The sequence below is a fragment of the Micromonospora craterilacus genome, assembly GCF_003236315.1.
In the GTDB taxonomy this organism is placed as follows: Bacteria; Actinomycetota; Actinomycetes; order Mycobacteriales; family Micromonosporaceae; genus Micromonospora; species Micromonospora craterilacus.
The window spans coordinates 1-23,461 of the sequence record NZ_POTY01000099.1 but is presented as its reverse complement, the minus strand read 5'-3'; the positions used below and the strand labels follow the sequence as shown (position 1 = coordinate 23,461).

Sequence of the window (23,461 nt, the reverse complement as noted above, 5' to 3'; positions counted from 1 at the left end):
GGGGTGGATGGGGGGAGGGCGACGGGCGGCATCTGCATGTGGTGGATCCGCTCGCGGTCGACGCCGACGGGGGCGACTCGCCGGCGTGGAGCCGGCGACGGGAGCACTACCAGCCGCCGGAGCTGACCCGCCCCGACGGCGTGGTGCCGTACGCCGAGCTGCACGCGCACACCAACTTCAGCTTCCTGGACGGTGCCAGCCACCCCGAGGAACTGGCCGAGGAGGCCGTCCGGTTGGGGCTCACCGCGCTCGCCGTCACCGACCACGACGGGTTCTACGGCGTGGTGCGGTTCGCCGAGGCGGCCCGCACGCTGGGCCTGCCGACGATCTTCGGTGCGGAGCTGTCCCTCGGCCTGCCCGGCCCGCAGAACGGCGTACCCGACCCGCACGGCAACCACCTGCTGGTGCTGGCGCACGGCCACGAGGGGTACGCCCGGCTGGCCGCGACCATCGCCCGCGCCCAGCTGCGTGGCGGGGAGAAGGGCCGCCCGGTCTACGGCGAGCTGGAGGAGGTCGCCGACGCCCTGCGCGACCACGTGCTGGTGCTCACCGGCTGCCGCAAGGGGCACGTGCCGGCCGCTCTGCTCACCGAGGGGGTCGACGCGGCAGCCCGCGAGCTGGACCGGCTCACCGCGCTGTTCGGCGCGGAGACGGTGGCGGTGGAGCTGACCGACCACGGGCACCCGGTCGACGGCGACCGCAACGACGCCCTGGCCGAGTTGGCCGCCGCCGCCGGGCTGCCCACGGTGGCCACGAACAACGTGCACTACGCCACCCCGGGGCGGCGCCGGCTGGCCACCACCCTGGCCGCGGTGCGGGCCCGGCGCAGCCTGGACGAGATCGACGGCTGGCTGCCCGCCGCGGGTACCGCCCACCTGCGCAGCGGCGCCGAGATGGCGGCCCGGTTCGCCGGGTACCCGGGTGCGGTGGCCCGGGCCGCCGAGTTCGGCGCGGAACTCGCCTTCGACCTCCAGCTCGTCGCGCCACAGCTGCCGGCGTACCCGGTGCCGCCGGGGCACTCCGAGATGAGCTGGCTGCGCCACCTCACCGAGCAGGGCGCCCGGGACCGCTACGGCCCACGCGAGGCACACCCGCAGGCGTACGCGCAGCTCGACCACGAGCTGAACATGATCGAGGAGCTGGGCTTCCCCGGCTACTTCCTGGTGGTCTACGACATCGTCGACTTCTGCCGACAGGAGGACATCTACTGCCAGGGCCGGGGCTCGGCGGCGAACTCGGCGGTCTGCTACGCGCTGCGGATCACCAACGTGGACGCGGTCCGGCACCGGCTGCTGTTCGAGCGGTTCCTGGCCCCCGAGCGCGACGGCCCGCCCGACATCGACGTGGACATCGAGTCCGACCGCCGGGAGGAGGTCATCCAGCACGTCTACACCCGGTACGGCCGGGAGCACACCGCCCAGGTGGCCAACGTGATCTCCTACCGGCCCCGCTCGGCGGTGCGGGACGTGGCCAAGGCGTTCGGCTTCTCGCCCGGCCAGCAGGACGCCTGGAGCAAGCAGATCGACCGGTGGGGCGACGTGGCCACGGTGGACGTGCCGGAGATTCCCGAGCAGGTGATCGAGTACGCCAACCACCTCCAGACGTTCCCCCGGCACCTGGGCATCCACTCCGGCGGCATGGTGATCTGCGACCGGCCGGTGATCGAGGTCTGCCCGGTGGAGTGGGGCCGGATGCCCGGCCGCAGCGTGCTCCAGTGGGACAAGGACGACTGCGCCGCCGTCGGCCTGGTCAAGTTCGACCTGCTCGGCCTCGGCATGCTCTCCGCGCTGCACTACGGCTACGACATGATCGGGATGAGCCTGGATCTCGGCGACATGACGCTGGACGACCCCGAGGTGTACGACATGCTCTGCCGGGCCGACTCGGTCGGGGTGTTCCAGGTGGAGAGCCGGGCCCAGATGGCCACCCTGCCCCGGCTCAAGCCCCGGACGTTCTACGACCTGGTGGTCGAGGTGGCGCTGATCCGGCCCGGCCCGATCCAGGGCGGCTCGGTGCACCCGTACATCCGGCGCAAGAGCGAGCAGGAGGAGGTGACCTTCCCGCATCCGCTGATGCGCAACGCGCTGGAGAAGACCCTCGGCGTGCCGCTGTTCCAGGAGCAGTTGATGCAGCTCGCCATCGACCTGGCCGGCTTCGACGCGGCCGAGGCCGACCAGCTGCGCCGGGCGATGGGCGCCAAGCGGTCGGTGGAGCGGATGGCGAAGATCGCCGACCGGCTGTACAGCGGCATGGCGGAGCGGGGCATCACCGGCGAGTTGGCCGACGACGTCTACCGCAAGCTCACCGCGTTCGCCAGCTACGGCTTCCCGGAGAGCCACGCGATGAGCTTCGCCTACCTGGTCTACGCCAGTTCCTGGCTCAAGCGCTACCACCCGGGCCCGTTTCTGGCCGCGCTGCTGAGTGCCCAGCCGATGGGCTTCTACTCGCCGCAGACCCTGGTCGACGACGCCCGCCGGCACGGCGTGGAGGTACGCCGCCCGGACGTCAACGCCAGCGGCGCGAAGCCGGTGCTGGAGTCCACCCCGGACACCCGGTGGGGCAGCCAGCCGGGCGAGCCGCCGCACGCCTGGGGGCTGGGCGGGCCGGCCGTCCGGCTCGGGCTGTCCAGTGTGCGTACCCTCGGCGACGAGGTGGCCGAGCGGATCGAGGCCGAGCGGGCGGCGAACGGGCCGTACCGCGACATGCCGGATCTGGCCCGGCGGGTGGGTCTGACCGCCGCTCAACTGGAGGCGCTGGCCACCGCGGACGCCTTCGCCTGCTTCGGGTTGACCCGGCGGCAGGCGCTCTGGGCGGCCGGCGCGGCGGCCCAGGACCGCCCGGGCCGGCTGCCCGGCACGGTGACCGGCGCGGCGGCGCCCACCCTGCCCGGCATGGAGGCGGTGGACCGGTTGGTCGCCGACGTGTGGGCCACCGGGCTGTCCCCGGAGAACCACCCGGCCCGGTTCGTCCGCCCGCAGCTGGACGGCATGGGCGCGGTGCCGATCGACCGGTTGGGCCGGGTGGAGCCGGGTCGGCGGATCCGGGTCGGCGGGATCGTCACCCACCGGCAGCGCCCGGCGACCGCGGGTGGCGTCACCTTCCTCAACCTGGAGGACGAGACCGGCATGCTCAACGTCACCTGCTCGCCGGGGCTGTGGCAGCGGTACCGCCGGGTGGCCCGGACCAGCGCGGCGCTGGTCGTGCGGGGGCGGCTGCAACGGCACGAGGGGGTGGTCAACCTGGTCGCCGACCGGCTGGACGCGATCGAACCGCCGGTCAGCCCCGCCTCCCGCGACTTCCGCTGACCACCGGGCGGCGTTGCCGCGCCGCCGGGGCCGTGCCTCGCCTGACGTGATCGGCACGACAGGCCCTAGGCTCGACCGGGTGGAACAGACCCTGAACCCGGCCGGGCCGTCGCTCACCCCCCGTACCGCTGTGGTCTGGTCGGTGCTCCGCGCGGAGCTGGACCGCCGGCCCTCCGCCGAACTGACCGTGCTGGACGTGGGTGGTGGCACCGGCGGCTTCGCCGTGCCGCTGGCCCGGGCCGGGCACCGGGTCACCGTGGTCGACGCCAGCCCCGACGCGCTGGCCGCGCTCAGCCGCCGGGCCGCCGAGGCCGGGGTGGCCGAGCGGGTACGCGCGGTGCAGGGCGACGGGGACGCGCTCGCCGGGCTGGTCGAGCCGGCCAGTGTCGACCTGGTGCTCTGTCACGCCGTGCTGGAGGTCGTCGACGACCCGGTGCCGGTGGTGTCCGCGCTGGTCGACGCGCTGCGCCCGGGCGGTGCGGCGAGCGTGCTGGTCGCCGGTCGGGCCGCGGCGGTGCTCGGCCGGGCGATGAACGGTCACCTCGACGTGGCCGCGGCGCTGGCCGCCGACCCCGACGGCACCGCCGGGCCCCGGGACACCCTGCGGCGGCGCTTCGACGCCGAGGGTGCCACCGCGCTGCTGGCCGCCGCCGGGCTCACGGTCGAGGAGATCCACGGCGTACGCGTCCTCGCCGACCTGCTCCCCGCGGCCGTGGCGGACGGTCAGCCGGGGGCCCTGGTCGAGCTGGAGCGGGCGCTCGCCGCCCGGCCACCCTGGCGGGACGTCGCCGCCCAGCTGCACCTGTTCGCCCGCCGCCCGGCATGACCGACCCGGCCGCCGCGGCCACTCCGGGCTTCGCCCGAGCCGCGCCGCTGGAGATCGTCGCACCGGGCTACGGCGGCGGCAGCCTCGCCGACGTGCTGCCCAGCGCCCTCGCCGTGCTCGGCGTGCCCGGTGCCGGCGATCCCCTCGGGCTCACCGCCGCGCTGCCGGGAGTACGCCGGATCGCGGTGCTGCTGGTCGACGGCCTCGGTTGGCACCAGATCCCGACCGCCGCACCGTACGCGCCGACCCTGGCCGGGCTGGTCGCCACGGCGGGTCGGCCGCTCACCTGTGGCTTCCCCTCTACCACCCCGACCAGCCTGGTCACCCTGGGCACCGGCGCGGCGCCCGGCGCGCACGGGGTGCTCGGCTTCACCCTGCGCGTCCCCGGCACCGACCGGGTGCTCAACCACATCGACTGGGCCGACGACCCGCAGCCGTTGCGTTGGCAGCCGGTTCCCACCCAGCTGGAGCGGGCCCGTGCCGCGGGGGTGGCGGTGACGGTGGTGAGCCGTCCGGAGTTCGGTGGCACCGGCCTGACTCTGGCCGCGAACCGGGGCGGCGACTACCGGGGCGCGGCCGGCGTCGACGCGCTGGCCGCCACGATGCTGGCGGCGCTGGCCGCCGGGCCCGGCCCCACCCTGGTCTCCGGCTACCACCCGGACGTCGACCGCAACGGTCACCTCAGCGGCGTCGACTCGGTGCCCTGGCGGGCGGCCGTCGCCGAGGTGGACGCGCTGCTGGCCCGGCTGGTGGACGGGCTGCCGGCGGATGCGGCGCTGCTGGTCACCGCCGACCACGGGCAGCTCGATGTGCCCGCCGGGCACCGGTTCGACCTGGACACCGATCCCCGGCTGCGGGCCGGGGTGCGGGTCGTCGCGGGTGAGCCGCGGGTGCGCTACCTGCACGTCGCCCCCGGTGCCACCGCCGACGTGGTGGCCGCCTGGTCGGGTGTGCTGGGTGCCGCCGCCCGGGTGCTGACCCGCGCCGAGGCGGTGGCCACCGGCTGGTTCGGGCCGGTGCCCGAGGAGCACCTGGGCCGCCTCGGCGACGTCGTGGTGATCTGCAACGACACGTACGCCGTCATGGCCAGCCGGTCGGAGAGCCCGCTGCTGTCCCGGTTGGTGGCCTTCCATGGCGCGGACACGGCGGCCGAGATGACCATCCCGCTGCTGGTGCTGCGGGGCTGACCGGCGGAAATGTCGGGCGCGAGCGTTACCCTGCGCGGGTGGGCCGCAGCCAGTCATTGCCCCGGGGCGGTGATCCCCGGTTCGGGCCGGACGCCGACGACACCGGCTGCCCGATCCTGCACGTCGACATGGACGCCTTCTACGCCTCGGTGGAGGTGCGCCACCGGCCGGAGTTGCGCGGCCGGGCCGTCGTGGTCGGCGGGGTCGGCCCGCGCGGCGTGGTCAGTTCGGCCAGCTACGAGGCCCGACGATACGGCGTACGCAGCGCGATGCCGACGATGCGCGCCCGCGCCCTCTGCCCGCACGCGGTCTTCCTGCCACCGGACTTCACCCGGTACACGGCCGCCTCGCGGGCGGTCATGCAGATCTTCCGCGACGTCACACCGCTGGTCGAGCCGCTCTCCCTGGACGAGGCGTTCCTCGATGTCGCCGGTGCCCGGCGGCTGTTCGGCCCACCCGCGGCGATCGCCCGCCAGATCCGCGCCCGGGTCGCCGAGGAGCAGGGGCTGACCTGCTCGGTGGGGGTCGCGCCGAGCAAGTTCGTGGCCAAGCTCGGGTCGACCCGGGCCAAGCCCGACGGGCTGCTCGTCATCCCGGCCACCCGGGTGCTCGACTTCCTCCACCCACTGCCGGTCGCCGCGCTGTGGGGGGTGGGGGAGCGCTCCGCGGAGACGCTGCTGCGGCTCGGCCTGCGTACCGTCGGTGATCTCGCGGAGGCGCCGGTCGGCATGGTGCGTACCGCGCTCGGCGCGGCGGCCGCCACACATCTGCACGAGTTGGCCTGGGGACGTGATCCGCGCCGGGTCAGGCCGGAGCAGGCCGAGAAGTCCATCGGCGCGGAGGTCACCTTCGACGTGGATGTCGACGATCCGACCGAGATCCGTCGTACGCTGCTCGCCCTGGCCGAGAAGGTCGGTGCCCGGTTACGCGGCGCCGGGCAGGTGGGCCGGACGGTGTCGGTCAAGGTGCGGATGGCCGACTTCCGCACCGTCACCCGCTCGCGCACCCTCGACGTACCCACCGATGTCGCCCGGGAGATGTTCGACACGGTCTGGTCCCTCTACACCGTTTTGCAACCGGGTGAGCGGATCCGCCTGCTCGGCGTCCGGGCCGAGGGGCTCAGCGCGGCGGACGAGACACCCCGGCAGCTCGCCCTCGGCGCGCCCGAGCGGGGTTGGCGGGAGGCGGAGGTCGCCGCGGACGCCGCGGCTGCCCGTTTCGGGCGGTCCGTCATAGGACCGGCCAGTCTTCTCACCGGGCGCGATCCGCGACGAAATGAAAATCCGACCCGGCCATAGGTCGTCCCGCTTTCCGACGCGCGAGGGCCCTCGTAGACTTGCGGGTAAGCAGCCGGTTGGCTGCCACGGTCTGTCGGTCCGACCGGGCCGACCAACGTGACCGGGGAGGAGTGCCGTGCCGCTCTCGGAGCACGAGCAGCGGCTGTTCGAGCAGATCGAGCGGTCGCTTGCCGAGGACCCCAAGTTCGCCTCGGCCGTGCGCGCCAGCGATCCGCGCTTCCACGCGCGGCGTCGCCTGCTCGTCGCTGCCGGCGTGATCATCGCTGGCCTGGCGTTGTTGGTCTATGGCGCGGTGATCAAGACTCCGCCACTGGCGGTGGCGGGTTTCGTTGTCATGCTGGCCTCGGCCGCGTTCGCGGTGCAGTCGCACCGTCGGGCGCAGTCACCCGACCTGCACGTCGTCGGGGGCACGGCGAGTCGTCGCCGGTCCCGCGGTCGTGCCGGCCGGCGGCCGGGCTTCCTCGACCGGATGGAGGACCGCTGGCGGCAGCGCCCGGAGGGGCACCGCTGAACCTGCCCCGCCGTCGTTGAGGCGGGGCGCGTAACCCCGCCTGACCTGGGCGGGGTGATCCGCGCTCGATCGACCCGGCGTCGTTCGAGTGGCTCGATCGGCCGCTCGCCTGACGGGCACCGGCGTCGCTGCCGGCCGACCGCGACGGGTCGGTCCGCTGACGGAACGAACCGGGCCGGTGGTGGTTGCCCCACCACCGGCCCGGTTGTCGTCTACGCCGCCGGCCTGCTCAGCGCCCCGCGCGGCTGGCGATAATCCGGCGTGGGCTGAACCGCAGCAACCGGTAGCGGAGGTGCCCGCCGGAGGTGACCAGCCGCGAGGAAGTGTCCGCGACGGCGATCCGCCACCGCTGCAGCACCGACGGCGGCAACACGGTCGCCACCAGCCGGGTACGCCGGTCGGCGCGCTCGGCGAGCGCACCGCGCACCGTACGCAGGGCCGCGGGCAGGGGTTCCCCGGTCAACGGATCCCGCGCGTAACGGGCCCGCTCCTCCGCCCGGCCGAGCAGACGTACCGCCGTGCCGGCCTCGGTGTCGGCGGTCAGCGCCTCCCGGGCCAGCCGGTCGGCGGTCGCCCGCGGGGTCTCCGTCCGGTCCACCCGGAGCCGGTAGTCGACCAGCGTGTCGATCAGCTCGTCCCAGGCGGCGTGCGCGTCCGCCCGCGCCCGATCCGGATCGGTGCCGACCGTCACGACCGGCGCACCGTTGACCGAGGCATCGACGGACGGCGGGTCGACCGTCCGGACCGTCGGTGCCGGCCGGCCCCGACGGCGGCGCAGGGCGTGCCGGCGCAGCGCGGGCACGGCGAGCAGGAAGAGCAGTGTCAGCGCGCCGGCGGCCCACCAGGGCCAGACCGGAGCCTGCCCGGCCGGCGTGCCGGAGCCGGAGCCGACGCCCGGGTCGAGCTCCTCCTCGATCCGGTTCGGCTCGCGGTCCGGACCGGCCGACGGGTCGGCGTCGCCGGGCGCGCCCGGCGTGCCGGCCTGCGGCGTGTTGTCCTCGGGAGCGTCGGTGTCCGGGGCCCAGGCCGACCGGGTCGAGCCGGGCACACCGTAGGTCGGGGTGGCGTCGAACGGCACCCAGCCGATCTGGTCGAAGTAGACCTCCGTCCAGGCGTGCAGGTTCCGGTTGGTCAGGGTGAGGGTGTCACCGCTGCGCCGGCTGCCGTTGCTGAACCCGAACGCGACCCGGGCCGGGATGCCGGCGTCGCGCACCATCCACGCCAGCGCCGCGGCGTACTGCTGGCAGTAGCCGACCTTGTTCTCCAGGAAGTCGAGGATCTCCTGCCCGCTGGTGCCCTGCTCGGTGCTGAGCCGGTAGCTGAAGCCGTTGTCCTCGGAGAAGTAGTCGTAGATGGCGCGCACCTTGTCGTACTCGGTGCGCTTGCCCCGGATCAGGTCCGCCACCAGGGCCCGCACCTCGGGCACGTCGGGCGTCACGGTCTGCTGCTTGCGCAGCGGCAGGTCGGCCGGCAGCGGCTGCGCAGCACGCAGCCGGTCGGGCGTGTACTTCGAGCGTACGTAGTCGAATTCGTACCGCTTGCCCCGTGAGTCCTCCCGGTTCGAGAAGACGACCTGCATGTTCGGGTCGTAGAACCAGCTGTTGCCCAGGTCCGCGAAGCGGGTCGGCTCGGCGTAGACCGGCAGCAGTCGCATGTTCAGGTCGCGGGTCACCTCCACGGTGGCCCGGTGCCGGGTCCGCTCGACGCCGGGCTGCGACTGCTGTGACGGGTCGGGCAGGTCGCCGTTGACCTGCCGGCCGTTGGGCCCGCGTACCCGGAAGCCGTCGTTGCGCAGCTCGTCGGCGACGCCGAAGCGCAGGTAGAACGGCTCCTCCTCGGTGGTGGTCACCTTCACCAGGTCGGTCACCTTGGACTGGTTGAGCTGCCCGCTGAGGGCGGCGAACAGGTCGACCCGGCCGGGCGAGCCGCCCAGGCCCGAGCCGCCGAAGCCGTTGCCCTGGCCGGAGTTCAGGCTGCCCATCAGGCCGGCGGTCATCCCTGGCACGGCCAGCGGCACCAGCACGGCCAGGGCCAGGCCCACCACCGCCAGCCGCCGGCCGGCGGCGGCCAGCGGCGACGCCTCCCACACGTCGACGTCGCGGCCGTCCCCGGTGAACCGTCGGCCGAACCGGCGGACCCGGTCCACGTTGTCGGTGACCAGCAGCCAGAGGAAGCCGGCGGCGCCGATCGCGAACGGCACCGGCGGGACGCTGTCCACATAGACCGCCACCGGCACCGAGTAGATGGCCAGCATCGGCAGACCGGCCAGCGCGGGCCGGCGCAGCCCGACACAGAGCACGTCCACCAGCACCGCCACCCCGCCGATGCCGAGCGCCGTGACGAACAGCAGCGGGTCGGTGTCGTCGACCTTCACGCCGTGCGTGCGCATGTCCTCGACCGAGCCGTTGAGCAGCTCGGCGAAGTGGCCGAAGGTGGCCGGGCTGGGCAGCACGGCCAGCAGTTCGCCACCGCTGGGGAACAACCAGGTCAGGGCGAGCGTCAGCCCGCCGACCATGGCCAGGATCTGGGCCCACAGCGGGGTCCGGCCGAGCCGGGCCAGTGCCGCCGCCGCAGCCACCGCGGCCACCACGATGACGGCCTGGACCAGCCACGTCCAGCGTTCGAAGATGGCCGACAGCGGCGCGGCGGCGAGCAGCGTCGCCGCGGCGGCCACCAGGCCCAGGTTCCGATGGGCGCTCATGAGGGGGACCTTCCGTTCATCGCACGCCGCCCGCCACCGTCTCGGCCATCGCCGCCCGGAGGGCGAACCCCTGGGAGCCCCGACCCGCCTGCGGCCAGAGCGCCGGCAGCCGGCCGCCGTGGTCGACGCCGATCACCCGCCAGCCGGACTGCAACAGGGCCAGTGCGGCGGTGTCGTGCGCCTGGTCGGCCTCGGCCCGGGCGGGCGCCGGCAGGTTGAGCCAGGCGGAGCTGTCCAGCAGGAAGCACACGCAGGTGGCGCCGTTGGCCCGCAACCCGGCCAGCAGTTCCGCCTCGGCGGTGCTCAACGACCCGAACAGGCCGATGATCAGGCCGCCGTCGGACCGCTGCCGGACGTGCTGCACCAGCGTGGTGATCTCGACCCGCTTGTCCAGCCGGACCTCCGCGAGGTGGTCGAGCAGCAGCCCGTCGCCGGCACCCTCGGTGGCGTCGACGTCCGCGCCGGCGCCGGTGACCAGGCGCAGCTTGTAACCGGCCTGACGCAGGTGCACGGCGACGCTGGCGGCGGCCGAGACCGCCCACTCGAAGCTGGCCGTCGGGCCGTCGCCCCGGTGGCCGTACGCGCGGGTGTCCAGCAGGACCGTCGCCCGGCTCTCCCAGGGCTGCTCCTCCCGCCGCACCATCAGCTCCCCGGTGCGTGCGGTCGACTTCCAGTGCACCCGGCGCAGGTCGTCGCCGCGCCGGTACTCGCGGGTCGCCGCGTCGTCCTCGCCGTGCACCGCCACCGAGCGGGCCCGGCTCTCGCCGCTGCCGGCGTACTCGCCGGGCAGCCGTACCGAGGGCAGCGGAACCACCTGCGGGACGACCGTGAGCCGGTCGGTGCCGGGGAAGGCGCGGGTGAGTTCGCACAGGCCGAACGGGTCGGTCATCCGGACCACCAGCGGACCGACCTCGTACCGGCCGCGTACGTCGGCACGCACCGTGTACGCCACCGAACTGGCCTGGTGCGCGCCGAGCCGCTCCAGCACCACCCGGGGCCGGCTGCCCAGCGCGTACGGGAGCCGGTCCTCCAGCAGCAGGGTGCCGGTGGGCAGCCGGGACATGTTCTGCAACCGCAGCACCACCCGGGCGCTTGCCCCGACCGGCACCCGGTGCGGATCCAGCGATCGGTGGCAGGCCAGCTTGTACCGGCTGCGCCCGACGTAGAGCGCGGCGAGCAGCGGCAGGACGGCCAGCAGCACGGCCACCCGCAGCAGGTCCTTCTCGCCGAGGAGGCCGGCGGAGACGGCCGCCGCCACCGCGGCGGCCAGGAACGAGCGGCCGCGGGTGGTCAGCCCTCGCAGCCCGTCACGCACGTCACGGCCTCCGAGGTTCGAACGGGGCCTGTCCGTTGCCGGTGGGGGGCCGGGTGTCGTACGGCGAGCGCTTGCGCTCGTGCGGCAGCGGCAGCCGGTGCACCAGGTCGGCGACGATCGCGTCGGTGGTGCGGCGGGCGAGCTGGGCGTCGGCGGTGGGGATGAGCCGGTGCGCCAGCACCGGCACGGCGAGCGCCTGCAGGTCGTCGGGGAGCACGTAGTCGCGCCCGTCCAGGGCGGCCACCGCGCGGGCGGTGCGCAGCATCTGCAGGGTGCACCGGGGGGACGCGCCGAGGCGCAGGTCGGGCGCCTCACGGGTGGCGGTGACCAGGTCGACCGCGTACTGCTTCACCGCGTCGGCGACGTGCACCTGGCGGACGTGGCCGATCAGCCGGCGCACGGTGTCGGCGTCGGAGACCGGCCGCAACGCCGACAGCGGGTCCACCGCGCCGTGGCCGTCGAGCATGGCCAGTTCGGCGTTCGGGTCCGGGTAGCCCATCGCGATCCGGGCGGTGAACCGGTCGCGCTGCGCCTCCGGCAGCGGGTACGTCCCCTCCATCTCGATCGGGTTCTGGGTGGCGATCACCATGAACGGGGTCTGTAGCTGGTACGTCACCCCGTCGACCGTGACCTGCCGCTCCTCCATGCACTCCAGCAGCGCGGACTGGGTCTTCGGGGAGGCCCGGTTGATCTCGTCGCCGACCACCAGGTTGGCGAAGACCGCGCCCGGACGGAACTCGAAGTCGTGCGTCTCCTGGTTGTAGACGCTGACCCCGGTGACGTCGCTGGGCAGCAGGTCGGGGGTGAACTGGATGCGGCGTACCGAACAGTCGATCGAGCGGGCCAGGGCCTTGGCCAGCTTCGTCTTGCCGACACCGGGCACGTCCTCGATGAGCAGGTGCCCCTCGGCGAGCAGCACGGCCAGGGCCAGCCGCACGGTCGCGGTCTTGCCCTCGATGACCTGTTCGATGTTGGCCACGATGGCGTCACTCGCGGCGCGGAACTCGTCGTGCGGCAGCAGTCCGCCAACTTCGTCCCAGGTCTGTTGTGTCACGGGCCTCCTCCTCGTCGCCGTCACGGCAGCTCTGTATAGAGCACCTGGACCCGCCGTTGGGTTCGCGACGTGCGAGCCTCGTCTGCCGCAGCAATCTCACTGGCCTCTCAGGCTAACCATGTTTGTCGCCAACGCCGACCGCCGCAGGTGTTTGAGGGCTTACGCACTGATTTGTCAGCTACGGAGCGCGTGTCACCGTATCTGGGGGGTAAGGGAGTTGATCGCCGCCAGGCCCGCCGGGGGTGGCGGGCGGCAGCGGCCGGGCCGATGGCGGTAGACTGCCGGTCATGGCCGGAGTCTTCCTGCTTCTTACCGGGCCGTGCTGATGCGCTGAAGGCGCGACAGCACGGCGGCCCCTCCTGCGTGAGGGGCTTTTTCGTGCCCGCCGCCGGCCCGGGGCGGGCCGTGAGCCGAAGACACGAGACCAGCCAGCAGAGACTCCGCCGAGCGACGCGAGGAGAGGCCATGACTGAGGCAGACACCCCACCGTTCCGGTACACCGCGGTGATGGCCGACGAGATCGAACGCCGCTGGCAGGACCGCTGGGAACGGGACGGAAGCTTCCACGCGCCGAACCCGGCCGGGCCGCTGGCCGATCCGGCCCACCCGCGCTCGGGCGCGGAGAAGCTGTACGTGCTGGACATGTTCCCGTACCCGTCGGGTGCCGGGCTGCACGTGGGCCACCCGCTGGGCTACATCGGCACCGACTGCTTCGCCCGTTACCAGCGGATGGCCGGGCGCAACGTGCTGCACGCGATGGGCTTCGACGCGTTCGGCCTGCCCGCCGAGCAGTACGCGGTGCAGACCGGCACCCACCCGAGGACCACCACCGTGGCCAACATCGGCCGCTACCGGGCCCAGCTGCGCCGGCTGGGGCTGGCCCACGACCAGCGGCGTTCGGTGGCCACCATCGACACCGACTTCTACCGCTGGACCCAGTGGATCTTCCTGCAGATCTTCAACTCCTGGTACGACCGCGAGGCCGGCCGGGCCCGCCCGATCAGCGAGCTGATCGCCGAGTTCGCCGGCGGCACCCGGCGCACCCCGGACGGCCGCCCATGGGCCGAGCTGACCGCCGGCGAGCGGCGCGCGATCGTCGACGACCACCGCCTGGCGTACGTCTCGCAGGCGCCGGTCAACTGGTGCCCCGGGCTGGGCACGGTGCTGGCCAACGAGGAGGTCACCGCCGACGGCCGCTCGGAGCGGGGCAACTTCCCGGTCTTCAAGCGCAACCTGAAGCAGTGGATGATGCGGATCACCGCGTACGGCGACCGGCTGCTGGACGACCTGGACAAGCTGGACTGGCCGGAGCCGATCAAGCTGATGCAGCGCAACTGGATCGGCCGGTCCCAGGGCGCGCACATCGACTTCCCGACTACCGTCGCGCCGATCCGGGTGTTCACGACCCGACCGGACACCGTCTTCGGCGCCACCTACATGGTGCTGGCGCCGGAGCACGAGCTGGTGGACGCGCTGGTGCCGGCGGCCTGGCCGGAGGGCACCCGGGAGGCGTGGACCGGCGGGCACGCCAGCCCCCGGGCGGCCGTCGAGGCGTACCGCAAGGCGGCGGCGACCAAGACGGACCTGGAGCGGCAGGCGGAGACCAAGGAGAAGACCGGCGTCTTCACCGGCGCGTACGCCACCAACCCGGTCACCGGCGGACAGATCCCGATCTTCATCGCCGACTACGTGCTGGCCGGCTACGGCACCGGCGCGATCATGGCGGTGCCCGCCCAGGACGAGCGGGACTGGGACTTCGCCGAGGTCTTCGAGCTGCCGATCGTGCGTACCGTGCAGCCGCCGGAGGGCTTCGACGGCAAGGCGTACACCGGGGACGGTCCGGCGATCAACAGCGCCGCGCCCGAGCGTGGCCTGGACCTGGACGGCCTGGGGGTGGCCGACGCCAAGGCGCGGATCATCGCGTGGCTGGAGCGGCACGACGCCGGCCAGGGCGCGGTGACCTACCGGCTGCGGGACTGGCTGTTCAGCCGGCAGCGTTACTGGGGCGAGCCGTTCCCGATCGTGTACGACGCCGAAGGCGCCGCCATCGCGCTGCCGGAGGAGATGCTGCCGGTCGAACTGCCCGAGGTGGACGACTTCTCCCCGCGTACCTTCGACCCGCAGGACGCGGAGAGCGACCCGGAGACGCCGCTGTCGCGCCGCCGGGACTGGGTCGAGGTGGAACTGGACCTGGGCGACGGGCCCCAGCGCTACACCCGGGAAACCAACGTGATGCCGCAGTGGGCCGGCTCCTGCTGGTACGAGCTGCGCTACCTGGACCCGACCAACGGCGAGCGGTTCGTCGACGAGGACAACGAGCGGTACTGGATGGGACCGCGCGGCGAGGGCGACTGCGGCGGCGTGGACCTGTACGTCGGCGGGGCCGAGCACGCCGTGCTGCACCTGCTGTACGCCCGGTTCTGGCACAAGGTGCTGTACGACCTGGGCCACGTGTCGTCCTACGAGCCGTTCCGCAAGCTGTTCAACCAGGGCTACATCCAGGCGTACGCGTACACCGATGCCCGGGGCGCGTACGTCCCGGCCGAGGAGGTCGCCGAGCGTGACGGCGGCTTCTTCCTGGGTGACGTCCAGGTCAACCGTGAGTACGGCAAGATGGGCAAGTCCCTGAAGAACGTCGTCACCCCGGACGAGATGTGCGCCGCCTACGGTGCCGACACCTTCCGGGTGTACGAGATGTCGATGGGCCCGCTGGAGGTGTCCCGCCCGTGGGAGACCCGGGCGGTGGTCGGCTCGTACCGGTTCCTGCAGCGGGTCTGGCGGGCCATCGTGGACGAGCAGACCGGCGAGTCGCGGGTGGTCGACGCCCCGGCCGACGAGGCGACCCGGCGGCTGCTGCACCGGGTGATCGACGGTGTCCGGGGCGACATGGAGGGGATCCGGTTCAACACCGCGATCGCCAAGCTGATCGAGCTGACCAACGGGGTGACCCGGCTGGCGCAGACCCCACGCGAGGTGGCCGAGCCGCTGGTGCTGATGCTGGCCCCGTTCGCCCCGCACGTCGCCGAGGAGCTGTGGCGGCGGCTGGGTCACCAGACCTCGCTGACCTACGCGGACTTCCCGGTCGCCGACCCGGCCCTGCTGGTCGCCGAGACGGTGACCTACCCGGTGCAGGTCAACGGCAAGGTCCGGGGCCGGGTCGAGGTGCCCGCCGATGCCGCCGAGGACGACGTACGGGCACAGGCGCTGGCCGCGGTGGCCGGCGCGCTGGCCGGCAAGGAACCCCGCAAGGTCATCGTCATCCCCGGCCGAATGGTCTCCGTCGTGCTCTAAGGAGGGCGATCACCACTGCCACGGGATCCGGCCGCCGACCATCATCGGGCGCGGTGACTTCTCGTTACGGCCGTGGCCGCCATGCCCACCGCAAGATCGTGCTCGATCCGGGATCGAGTGGCCTCAACGTCACTCCGAGACCACCCGATCCCGGATCGAGCGTGATCAGGGGCGAGCGGCTTCCTCGGGGCGGCGGCGTCGTCGTTCGGCGCGCCACCAGCGGGCGATCAGCACCGCGCTGGCGATCAGGCCGAGCGCGGCCGGGGTGGCGGCGAACCAGTTGATCCCGCCGGGGGAGGTGACGGCGGCCCCCAGGGCCGCGTAGCCGAACGCGGTCGGCACGGACGCGATGACGCTGCCGGCGAGGAACGGCAGCAGTCGCGCGCCGGTGGTGCCGTACCCGTAACTGACCAGGCCGAACCCGGAGATCGGCAGCAGCCGTACGGTCATCACCCCGAACATGCTCTGCCGGGTGAACCAGCTGTCCAGGCGGGCCAGCCGACCCCGGACCCGTTCGGCGACGAACTCCCGCCCCAGCAGCCGGCCCACCGCGAAGCCGACCGCCGCTGCCAGCAACGCCGCGCCCAGCGCGTACGCCGCGCCCTGGAGGGCGCCGAAGATCGCACCGGCGGCGAGGGTGATGAAGGTACGCGGAACGAGCGCCACCAGCAGCAGCGCCCCGCCGAGGACGGCCGCGACCGGGGCGAGCCGGCCCAGCCGGTCGGCCAGCTGCGGCAGCGCCGCCGGGTCGGGCAGCGGCGCGAACAGCAGCGTCACCCCGAAACCGGCGAGCAGGAGCAACAGCAGGCCGAAGCGGACGGCCGACGGTGTCGCGGCGAACCGGAAGCGCCCGGCCCGGGTCACCCCGGGCTCCGGGTCGCCCGTTCGTCCGTACCGCAGCAGCCGCCGGAGGGCGGGGATCATGCCCGGGCGGCGGCCACCGCGGTCCGGCGTTCGGCCCGCAGCCGGTCGGACCAGGTGTCGTCGAGCGGCGGGAGCTGTTGCGCGCCGGTGGCCCAGCGCAGCAGCAGGTCGGCCAGGGCCGGGTTGCGGGCCAGCGCCGGCCCGTGCGAGTACGTGCCGAGCAGCTTGCCCCGCCAGGCCCCCTCGGAGGCGCCGTCGTTGCCGATCCCGGCGGTGACCCGGGCCAACGGCGAGACGCCGGGGCCGAGGTGGGTCCGGCCGCCGTGGTTCTCGAAGCCGGTCAGCGGCGGCAGGCCCAGCCGGGCGTCGATGTCGCCGGCCAGCTCGCCGACCGCCCGGGTGGGGCCCCGGTCCGAGCTGAGGTCGAGCAGCTCCAGCCCGCGGTACTGAGTGCCCTTGGCGAAGAACGAGGTGCCGAGCAGTTGGTACCCGGCGCAGACGCCGAAGACCACCGAACCCTGGGCGACGGCCCGGTGCAGCCCGCCGTCGGCGAGCAGCCGCTGCGCGCCGAGCGCCTGCGGACCGTCCTCGCCGCCACCGACCAGGTAGATGTCGGCGGTGGTGGGCAGCTGCTGGTCGGAGCGGACCTCCAGCACCTCGACCCGGAACCCGCGCTGCTGCGCCCGCCGGGCAAGGATCAGCACGTTGCCCCGGTCGCCGTAGGTGGACAGCAGGTCGGGGTAGATCCAGACGATGCGCAGGGTCTCAGTTGACACGGTCCAACTCCGCTCGGATGTCCTGGAACGCGGTGTAGTTCGCGATGACTTCCAACCGCCCCGGCGGCACCGCCCGGACGGCGTCGTCGAACGTACGCACATGCTGGAACGGCACGTCGTTGACTTCCAGCCGGACGGCCAGGTCGTACGCCCGGTCGCCGGTGATGAGCACCTGGCGTCCGCGCAGCGGGGCGAAGTCGACGTCGAAGAGCCAGGAGGTGTCCAGCCCGTCGGGGTCGCGGGCGTTGATGGACAACAGGGTCGGTGCCTGCTCGGCCATGTCGAACGCCTCCAGCCAACTGGCCGGGTTCTTCGCCAGCAGCAGCCGGACCAGGCGTCCCTCCCGCTCGACCTGGGCGTACCGGCCGGCGACCGAGGTGACGTCGCCGAGCCGGGGGACCGCGTCGAACGGGCGTACGCCGAACTCGGCGGCGACCGCGAGGGCGGTGGCCGCGTTGCCGACGTTGACCTTGCCGGGAAGCTGGAGCTTGACCTTGTACCAGGCGCCGGTCGGGTCGAGGACGCCCTCGTCGTCCACGGTCCACTGCGGCTCGGGCCGGCGCAGCGGGCAACCGGTGCACCACCACTGCTCGCCGGAGCGCTGGATGGTCGAGCCGCACTCGGGGCAGACCCAGGAGTCGTCGTGCCACCGCTGCCCGGCGGAGAACCAGGTGACGTGCGGCGGCGTGATCCGCTGGTCGTGGGTGGCCGGCGGGGTGGCCGCCCAGACCACCATCGGGTCGTCGGCGTTGGCAACGATGCGGATGTCCGGATGGCGGACCAGCGCCGCGCGCCAGAGCTGCGCCATCATGGCGACCTCCTTGGCCCGGTCCAGCTGGTCACGGGAGAGGTTGAGCAGCGCCACCACGTGCGGCTCGGTCGCCTCGACCACCTGCGCGAGGTAGTGCTCGTCAACCTCCAGCACCGCGTACGGGGTGCTGCCGGCCTTGGCCAGGGCTGAGGTGTGGCCGGTGGGCATGTTGGCGCCGAACGAGTTGGTGGCGACCCGGCCGAGGACCCCGACGGCCGCGGCGGCCAGCCGGGTGGTGGTCGTCTTGCCGTTGGTTCCCGAGATCAGGGCGATGGCCCGCCCGGCGGACAGGTGGGCGAGCAGATCCGGGTCGATCTTCAGGCCGATCCAGCCACCGATCACCGAACCGTCGCCACGGCCCGCAGCCCGCGACAGCGCCGCAGCGGTCCGTGACACGGAGCTGGCCACCTTCGCCCGCAGGGGCATCTTCGCGTCCGTCACGCGAGCGAGGTTACCGGACCCCGGGACCCGGCAGATCGCCGCCGACGACGATCCGTTCGGGCCGGCTTTGGTGGCGGGCGGGCAGGCGACGCTCAGCCGGCGGGCCGATGGGCGCTTGGCCGGATGGAGTCGATCTATGTCGGATAGCGGACCCCGCCCGACGGGCGGCCCGCCCCTCCACTCCGCCCCACCCCGACTGACGTGCGGTTTTGTGGTTCGACACGGCGCGCCACGCGGGCGATTCTGGTTGCGGGTGGAGGGAAGTGGAGTAGAGTGGGGCGCATTGGTGAGGCCGGGAGGGCCCACCGGCCCGGGGGGTCAGCGGCGCGCGAACGCCGCTAAAGGGCGAGGGGGTTGGGCCGATGTTTCTCGGCACCCACACTCCGCGCCTGGACGACAAAGGCCGGTTGATCCTGCCGGCAAAGTTCCGGGATGAGTTGGCGGGGGGTGTCGTGATCACCAAAGGGCAGGAGCGCTGCCTCTACGTCTTTCCGACGCCCGAGTTCCAGCACATCGCGGAACAGTTGCGCGCGCAGCCGATGACACACAAGGCGGCCCGGGCCTACAGCCGTGTCTTCTTCGCCAGCGCGCACGACGAGGTGCCGGACAAGCAGGGCCGGGTGACCATCCCGGGGCACCTGCGTACGTACGCGGGGCTCGACCGTGACCTGGTGGTCATCGGCGCGAGCAGCCGGGTGGAGATCTGGGACAAGGTCGCCTGGGAGACCTACCTCGCGGAGAGCGAAGACGATTTCGCCGACATCGAGGAAGGGGTGCTGCCCGGCGGTCTGTAGGGCGTGGCGACGCCCGACGTACTGCGAGATCTCCAGCCGCTTTCGAGTTCCTGGCATCCCTTCCCCGATGCCAGGCGCACGATCCGACACGGAGGGCCGTGGCCTGACGGGCGGGCGGGGAGCGGATGGGGATCTGGCGGTACGGCGGTACGGCGTCGTCCGACGAGCAGGGCGCGATAACGGAACGGTCCGAACCAGTGGGGGTCGACATGGGGGAGCTACGCGGCACGCACGTGCCGGTACTGCTCGAGCGGTGTCTCGAGTTGCTGGCCCCCGCGCTGGGCCGGGGCGGCCGTACGGTTCACGTCGACGCGACGCTGGGCCTGGCCGGCCACGCCGAGGCGGTGCTCCAGGCACACCCGGAGACGATCCTGGTGGGCCTGGACCGGGACACCGAGGCGCTCGCCCACGCGCGGGTACGGCTGGCCCGGTTCGCCGACCGCATCCATCTGGAGCACGCCGTCTACGACGAGCTGCCCGACGTGCTCGACCGGCTGGGCTATCCGACCGTCGACGGCGTGCTGTTCGACCTCGGCGTCTCCTCGCTGCAACTCGACGCGCCCGACCGCGGGTTCGCGTACGCGCAGGACGCGCCGCTGGACATGCGGATGGACCAGACCCGGGGGGTGACCGCCGAGGAGGTGGTCAACACGTACGCCCACCCGGATCTGGCCCGGGTGCTGCGGGTGTACGGCGAGGAGAAGTTCGCCGGGCGGATCGCCTCGGCGATCATCCGGGAGCGGGAACGGGCCCGGATCACCTCGTCGGCGCGGCTGGCCGAGCTGGTCCGGGAGTCGATTCCGGCACCAGCCCGACGAACGGGCGGACACCCGGCAAAGAGAACGTTTCAGGCTTTACGGATCGAGGTAAACAGGGAACTGGCGGCGTTGGAAACGGCGCTGCCAGCCGCGCTGGAACGGCTTTCCGTCGGCGGACGCATGGTGGTCCTGTCCTACCACTCGCTGGAGGACCGGCTCACCAAACAGGCGCTCGCCGACCGGGTCCGCAGCACGGGCCCGATCGACCTCCCGGTCGAACTGCCCGGGTCGGCACCGACGTTCCGGCTGCTCAGCCGGGGCGCGGAGCTGCCCGGGGAGGCGGAGGTCGCCGCGAACCCGCGGGCCGCTTCGGTGCGGCTGCGGGCCGCGGAACGGATCGACCCGCAGGCCGCGCAACAGGGGCGTACCGACCGCGAACGGTACCGCCGGCGGGTCAAGGCGATGCACCAACCGGGGACGGGATCGGCCGCGGGATCCGGAACGGATCCGCGGCGGATGCCGGGGGACACGACGGATGAAGAGGGGGAGGGAACATGAACGTGAGCAAGCGCCGGGACGTCGCCGGCGTCGGACAGCGCGCACCGCGGTCGGGGGGCCGGATCGCGGCGGAGCGGGTTCGGGGGACCGGAGACGGTACGCGACGGACGGACCGGGTGCGCCGGCCGGAGGAGACTCGCGCCCGGGGGGCGCGCGAGTTCCCGACCCAGGGCAGCGCCGCGCTGCAGCCGGTCGAGCGGGCCGGCGTCACCACCGAGCGGACGGAGTCGCCGCGGCTGCGGGTCGCCCCGCCGCCGCCGGTGCGGGTGCCCCGGGCGCCCTTCGCGGCGTTGGTGGTGCTGCTGGTCGTCGGCGGGGTGCTGGGCATCCTGGCGGTCAACACGAAGGTCAACGAGAACGCCTTCCGGCTGAACGAGCTGCAGAAGCAGCAGGCCGACCTCGACCTGCAGCAGCAGCAGCTGAAGCGGCAGATCGACGACGCCGAGGCGCCGGGCAACCTGACCGCCCAGGCCCGCAAGCTGGGGCTGGTCGAGTCGGGTGACCTGGGGCTGATCCGGCTGCCGGACGGCAAGCTGATCCGCGTGCCGCAGCCGGCCGCCGGGCAGCAGTCCATCACCAGCCAGCAGGGCACGGAGGGGTAGGCCGTGCCATCGAGATCGGAGGAACCGCGCCGGGACGCCACAGGCTCCCGGCGCGGTTCGTCCCGTGGTGCCGGAGAGCGGGACGTCCCGCCCCGCGCCGCGGGGGAGCGGGGCGGGGAGGGCATCGGCGGCATCTCCGACGCCCGCGCGTACACCCCACGGGGTCGCACCATCCGGGAGGGCGCGGCCCCGGCCGCTGCCGGCCGGGTCGAGCAGCGGCGCACCCCGCGCAGCAGCCGGTCGCAGGATCCGTTCCGGCCGGCGTTGCAGGTGCTCGACGGTGGTCGGTCGGCCGGCAACCGGACCGGCAACCGGCAGGGCGGTCAGCCGCGCCGGGACGGCGGTGCCGGGCGCGCCACGGTGGTCCGTACGGTCACCGACCGGGCCCCGCGGGACGAGCGGGCGGCCAGCACGCCGCGACGCCGGGCCGGCGGCCGCGAGCCGCGTCGCGGTGAACGGCCACCCGGGCGTCGGCCCTCCCGCAAGCCACCTCGCCCGCCCCGGCTCGCCGACCCGGGCCGCCGGCTGCGGCTGGCCACCGCGCTGGTCCTGGCCCTGTTCGTCGCCATCGGCATCCGGCTCGTCGCGCTCCAGGCCGTGGAGACCCCGGCGTACGCCGACGGCGGCTTGGCCGACCGCCTCCGGACCGTGCCGTTGCCCGCGCCGCGCGGGGCGATCTACGACCGGGACGGCGCCACCCTGGCGCAGAGCGTCGAGGCCCGGTACGTCTACGCCGACCCGACCAAGGTCGAGGACGTCCCGGCCACCGCGCGGGCCCTCTCCCCGCTGCTCGGCATCGCGGCCTCTGAACTGGCCGAGAAGCTGCGGCCCCGCAAGCGGATCAACGGCATCGACTCCCAGTTCGAGTACGTGGCCCGGGGGGTGGATGTCGACCGTGCCCGCGAGATCATGGCGCTGGAACTGCCCGGCATCTACACCGACCGCGACGAGCGGCGCGAGGTGCCCGGCGGTGACCTGGCGGCCAACCTGATCGGCTTCCCCAGCGTGGACATGGTCGGGCTGGAGGGGCTGGAGGCGCGCTACGACGACCTACTGCACGGTGAGGACGGCAAGCGGCAGTTCGAGGTCGGCCTGGGCAAGCTGGCCGCCCCGATCCCGGGCGGCCACAGCCAGACCACCCCGGCCAAGCCGGGCAGCTCGCTGGTGCTCACTCTCGACCGCGACCTCCAGTACCGGACGCAGCAGATCCTCAGCAGGCAGGCGGCGACGGTTCAGGCCAGCACCGCCGCCGCGGTGGTGCTGGACGCGCGTACCGGGGAGGTGCTGGCCCAGGCCAGCCATCCCACTTACAACGCGGCGAAGCCGCAAGCCAGCGATCCGACCGACCGGATGGACGCGGCCACCAGCTTCGTGGTCGACCCGGGCTCGGTGCACAAGCCGATCACGTTCGGGGCCGCGCTGCAGGAGGGGGTGATCACCCCGGACACCTCGTTCCCGGTCGCCAACGGAATCCGCAAGGGCGACACCTGGTTCCCCGACACGCACTTCGCGAACGGGCGGCGGATGAGCGTGGCCGGCATGATGGCCTACTCCTCCAACGTCGGCACCATCCAGATCGCCGACGCCCTCGGGCCGGAGCGCCTGATCGACTACCAGCAGCGGTTCGGGCTGGGCAAGGCGACCGGGGTCGGGATGCCCGGCGAGGCCAGCGGGCGGTTGCTCCCGCTGCCGGAGTGGAGCGAGTCGTCGCGCGGGTCGGTGCCGATCGGGCACAGCGTGGACGCCACCCCGTTGCAGATGGCCGCCGCCTTCGCCGCCATCGCCAACGACGGCACGTACGTCCAGCCGCGCCTGGTCAAGGAGACGATCGGCCCGGACGGCAAGCGGACGCCGGCCGAGGAGCCGGTGACCCGGCAGGTGCTCAGCCCGGCCAACGCCGCCGCGCTGCGGACGATGATGGAGGCGGTCACCACCGTGGAGAACGCCACCGGCGTGGCCGCGGCGATCCCCGGTTACCGGGTCGCCGGCAAGACCGGCACCGGCTATCGGCTGGTCGAGGGTAAGAAGCAGCCGGGGGATGTCGGCTCGTTCATCGGGATGGCGCCGGCGGAGAATCCGCGGTACGTGATCGCGGTCTTCGTGCACAGCCCCGGTGGCGGTGGAGGAACGGTCGCGGCACCGGCGTTCCGGGAGATGATGACCTTCACCCTCCGCCATTTCAAGGTGCCGCCGTCAAGCGAACCGGCACCGAAGTTCACGGTGTTTCCCTAACGATCCGCCGCCATTTCCCGAGCCACCGCCCGACACTTTCCGATGATTCGCGGCAGCACCAAGACCAATCTCCCGACAATCGCTCGGAGTCCGGTTCCCGCCCCCTGCCTCCGCTCCCGCCGATCATTGAGTTGGGG

Annotated in this window: 16 protein-coding genes; 10 read left to right on the top strand and 6 right to left on the bottom strand. The window is 73.4% G+C overall.

Annotation, left to right across the window (positions count from 1 at the left end; genetic code table 11):
* Positions 1-32: 32 nt before the first annotated feature.
* From C1I95_RS16895 to C1I95_RS16875, 5 genes are all read left to right on the top strand, one after another.
* Positions 33-3,305, top strand: coding sequence for an error-prone DNA polymerase (locus C1I95_RS16895; RefSeq protein ID WP_325048838.1), 3,273 nt, complete (start codon positions 33-35; stop codon positions 3,303-3,305).
* Between the two features lie 79 nt (positions 3,306-3,384).
* Positions 3,385-4,131, top strand: coding sequence for a methyltransferase domain-containing protein (locus C1I95_RS16890; protein WP_111214802.1), 747 nt, complete (start codon positions 3,385-3,387; stop codon positions 4,129-4,131).
* Positions 4,128-5,318, top strand: a complete 1,191-nt coding sequence (locus C1I95_RS16885; protein ID WP_111214801.1) for an alkaline phosphatase family protein — start codon at positions 4,128-4,130, stop codon at positions 5,316-5,318. Before C1I95_RS16890 ends, C1I95_RS16885 begins: the two co-directional genes overlap by 4 nt.
* 38 nt (positions 5,319-5,356) lie before the next feature.
* Positions 5,357-6,616, top strand: coding sequence for a DNA polymerase IV (locus C1I95_RS16880; RefSeq protein WP_111214800.1), 1,260 nt, complete (start codon positions 5,357-5,359; stop codon positions 6,614-6,616).
* 115 nt (positions 6,617-6,731) lie between these two features.
* The gene (locus tag C1I95_RS16875) at positions 6,732-7,127 is read left to right on the top strand and encodes an SCO2097 family morphological protein (RefSeq protein WP_111214799.1); all 396 of its coding nucleotides are present in this window, start codon (positions 6,732-6,734) and stop codon (positions 7,125-7,127) included.
* A 229-nt stretch (positions 7,128-7,356) separates the two neighbouring features.
* Here C1I95_RS16875 and C1I95_RS16870 read toward each other — a convergent pair whose 3' ends face one another.
* Genes C1I95_RS16870 through C1I95_RS16860 form a run of 3 tightly spaced genes read right to left on the bottom strand, consistent with a single transcriptional unit; the run spans position 7,357 to position 12,197 of the window.
* Entirely contained in the window at positions 7,357-9,828 is a 2,472-nt protein-coding gene (locus tag C1I95_RS16870; protein ID WP_111214798.1) for a transglutaminase TgpA family protein, read from the bottom strand.
* A gap of 16 nt (positions 9,829-9,844) precedes the next feature.
* Positions 9,845-11,143: a DUF58 domain-containing protein gene (locus C1I95_RS16865; RefSeq protein ID WP_111214797.1), complete on the bottom strand. Its 1,299-nt coding sequence runs from the start codon at positions 11,141-11,143 to the stop codon at positions 9,845-9,847.
* 1 nt (position 11,144) lies between these two features.
* Positions 11,145-12,197 (bottom strand): AAA family ATPase, encoded by a 1,053-nt coding sequence (locus tag C1I95_RS16860; protein ID WP_111214796.1) that lies wholly within the window; start codon positions 12,195-12,197, stop codon positions 11,145-11,147.
* A 465-nt stretch (positions 12,198-12,662) separates the two neighbouring features.
* Between C1I95_RS16860 and leuS the strand changes: the two genes are divergently transcribed.
* Positions 12,663-15,488: a leucine--tRNA ligase gene (gene leuS, locus C1I95_RS16855; RefSeq protein WP_111214795.1), complete on the top strand. Its 2,826-nt coding sequence runs from the start codon at positions 12,663-12,665 to the stop codon at positions 15,486-15,488.
* Positions 15,489-15,653: 165 nt separating this feature from the next.
* Here leuS and C1I95_RS16850 read toward each other — a convergent pair whose 3' ends face one another.
* Genes C1I95_RS16850 through C1I95_RS16840 form a run of 3 tightly spaced genes read right to left on the bottom strand, consistent with a single transcriptional unit; the run spans position 15,654 to position 18,365 of the window.
* Positions 15,654-16,412 carry a TVP38/TMEM64 family protein gene (locus tag C1I95_RS16850; protein WP_111214794.1) on the bottom strand — a complete coding sequence of 253 codons (759 nt, stop codon included), beginning with the start codon at positions 16,410-16,412 and terminating at the stop codon, positions 15,654-15,656.
* Positions 16,409-17,128, bottom strand: a complete 720-nt coding sequence (locus C1I95_RS16845; protein WP_111214793.1) for a type 1 glutamine amidotransferase — start codon at positions 17,126-17,128, stop codon at positions 16,409-16,411. The genes C1I95_RS16850 and C1I95_RS16845 overlap by 4 nt, the downstream gene beginning before the upstream one ends.
* Complete coding sequence (locus C1I95_RS16840) at positions 17,118-18,365, bottom strand: Mur ligase family protein (protein ID WP_111214804.1); 1,248 nt, start codon at positions 18,363-18,365, stop codon at positions 17,118-17,120. Before C1I95_RS16840 ends, C1I95_RS16845 begins: the two co-directional genes overlap by 11 nt.
* Positions 18,366-18,742: 377 nt before the next feature.
* Between C1I95_RS16840 and mraZ the strand changes: the two genes are divergently transcribed.
* The 4 genes from mraZ (at position 18,743) to C1I95_RS16820 (ending at position 23,324) form a co-directional block, all read left to right on the top strand.
* The gene (mraZ, locus tag C1I95_RS16835) at positions 18,743-19,174 is read left to right on the top strand and encodes a division/cell wall cluster transcriptional repressor MraZ (protein WP_111214792.1); all 432 of its coding nucleotides are present in this window, start codon (positions 18,743-18,745) and stop codon (positions 19,172-19,174) included.
* 209 nt (positions 19,175-19,383) lie between these two features.
* The gene (gene rsmH, locus C1I95_RS16830) at positions 19,384-20,490 is read left to right on the top strand and encodes a 16S rRNA (cytosine(1402)-N(4))-methyltransferase RsmH (RefSeq protein ID WP_111214791.1); all 1,107 of its coding nucleotides are present in this window, start codon (positions 19,384-19,386) and stop codon (positions 20,488-20,490) included.
* Positions 20,487-21,092, top strand: coding sequence for a cell division protein FtsL (ftsL, locus tag C1I95_RS16825; RefSeq protein WP_111214790.1), 606 nt, complete (start codon positions 20,487-20,489; stop codon positions 21,090-21,092). The genes rsmH and ftsL overlap by 4 nt, the downstream gene beginning before the upstream one ends.
* A 3-nt stretch (positions 21,093-21,095) precedes the next feature.
* Complete coding sequence (locus tag C1I95_RS16820; RefSeq protein ID WP_111214789.1) at positions 21,096-23,324, top strand: peptidoglycan D,D-transpeptidase FtsI family protein; 2,229 nt, start codon at positions 21,096-21,098, stop codon at positions 23,322-23,324.
* Positions 23,325-23,461: the final 137 nt, after the last annotated feature.

Excerpts from the sequence above, each read along its gene's own strand:
- C1I95_RS16885 (WP_111214801.1), top strand. The coding sequence starts at position 4,128 with ATGACCGACCCGGCCGCCGCGGCCACTCCGGGCTTCGCCCGAGCCGCG.
- C1I95_RS16870 (WP_111214798.1), bottom strand. The coding sequence starts at position 9,828 with ATGAGCGCCCATCGGAACCTGGGCCTGGTGGCCGCCGCGGCGACGCTG.
- leuS (WP_111214795.1), top strand. The coding sequence starts at position 12,663 with ATGACTGAGGCAGACACCCCACCGTTCCGGTACACCGCGGTGATGGCC.
- C1I95_RS16850 (WP_111214794.1), bottom strand. The coding sequence starts at position 16,412 with ATGATCCCCGCCCTCCGGCGGCTGCTGCGGTACGGACGAACGGGCGAC.
- C1I95_RS16840 (WP_111214804.1), bottom strand. The coding sequence starts at position 18,365 with ATGCCCCTGCGGGCGAAGGTGGCCAGCTCCGTGTCACGGACCGCTGCG.
- mraZ (WP_111214792.1), top strand. The coding sequence starts at position 18,743 with ATGTTTCTCGGCACCCACACTCCGCGCCTGGACGACAAAGGCCGGTTG.
- rsmH (WP_111214791.1), top strand. The coding sequence starts at position 19,384 with ATGGGGGAGCTACGCGGCACGCACGTGCCGGTACTGCTCGAGCGGTGT.
- ftsL (WP_111214790.1), top strand. The coding sequence starts at position 20,487 with ATGAACGTGAGCAAGCGCCGGGACGTCGCCGGCGTCGGACAGCGCGCA.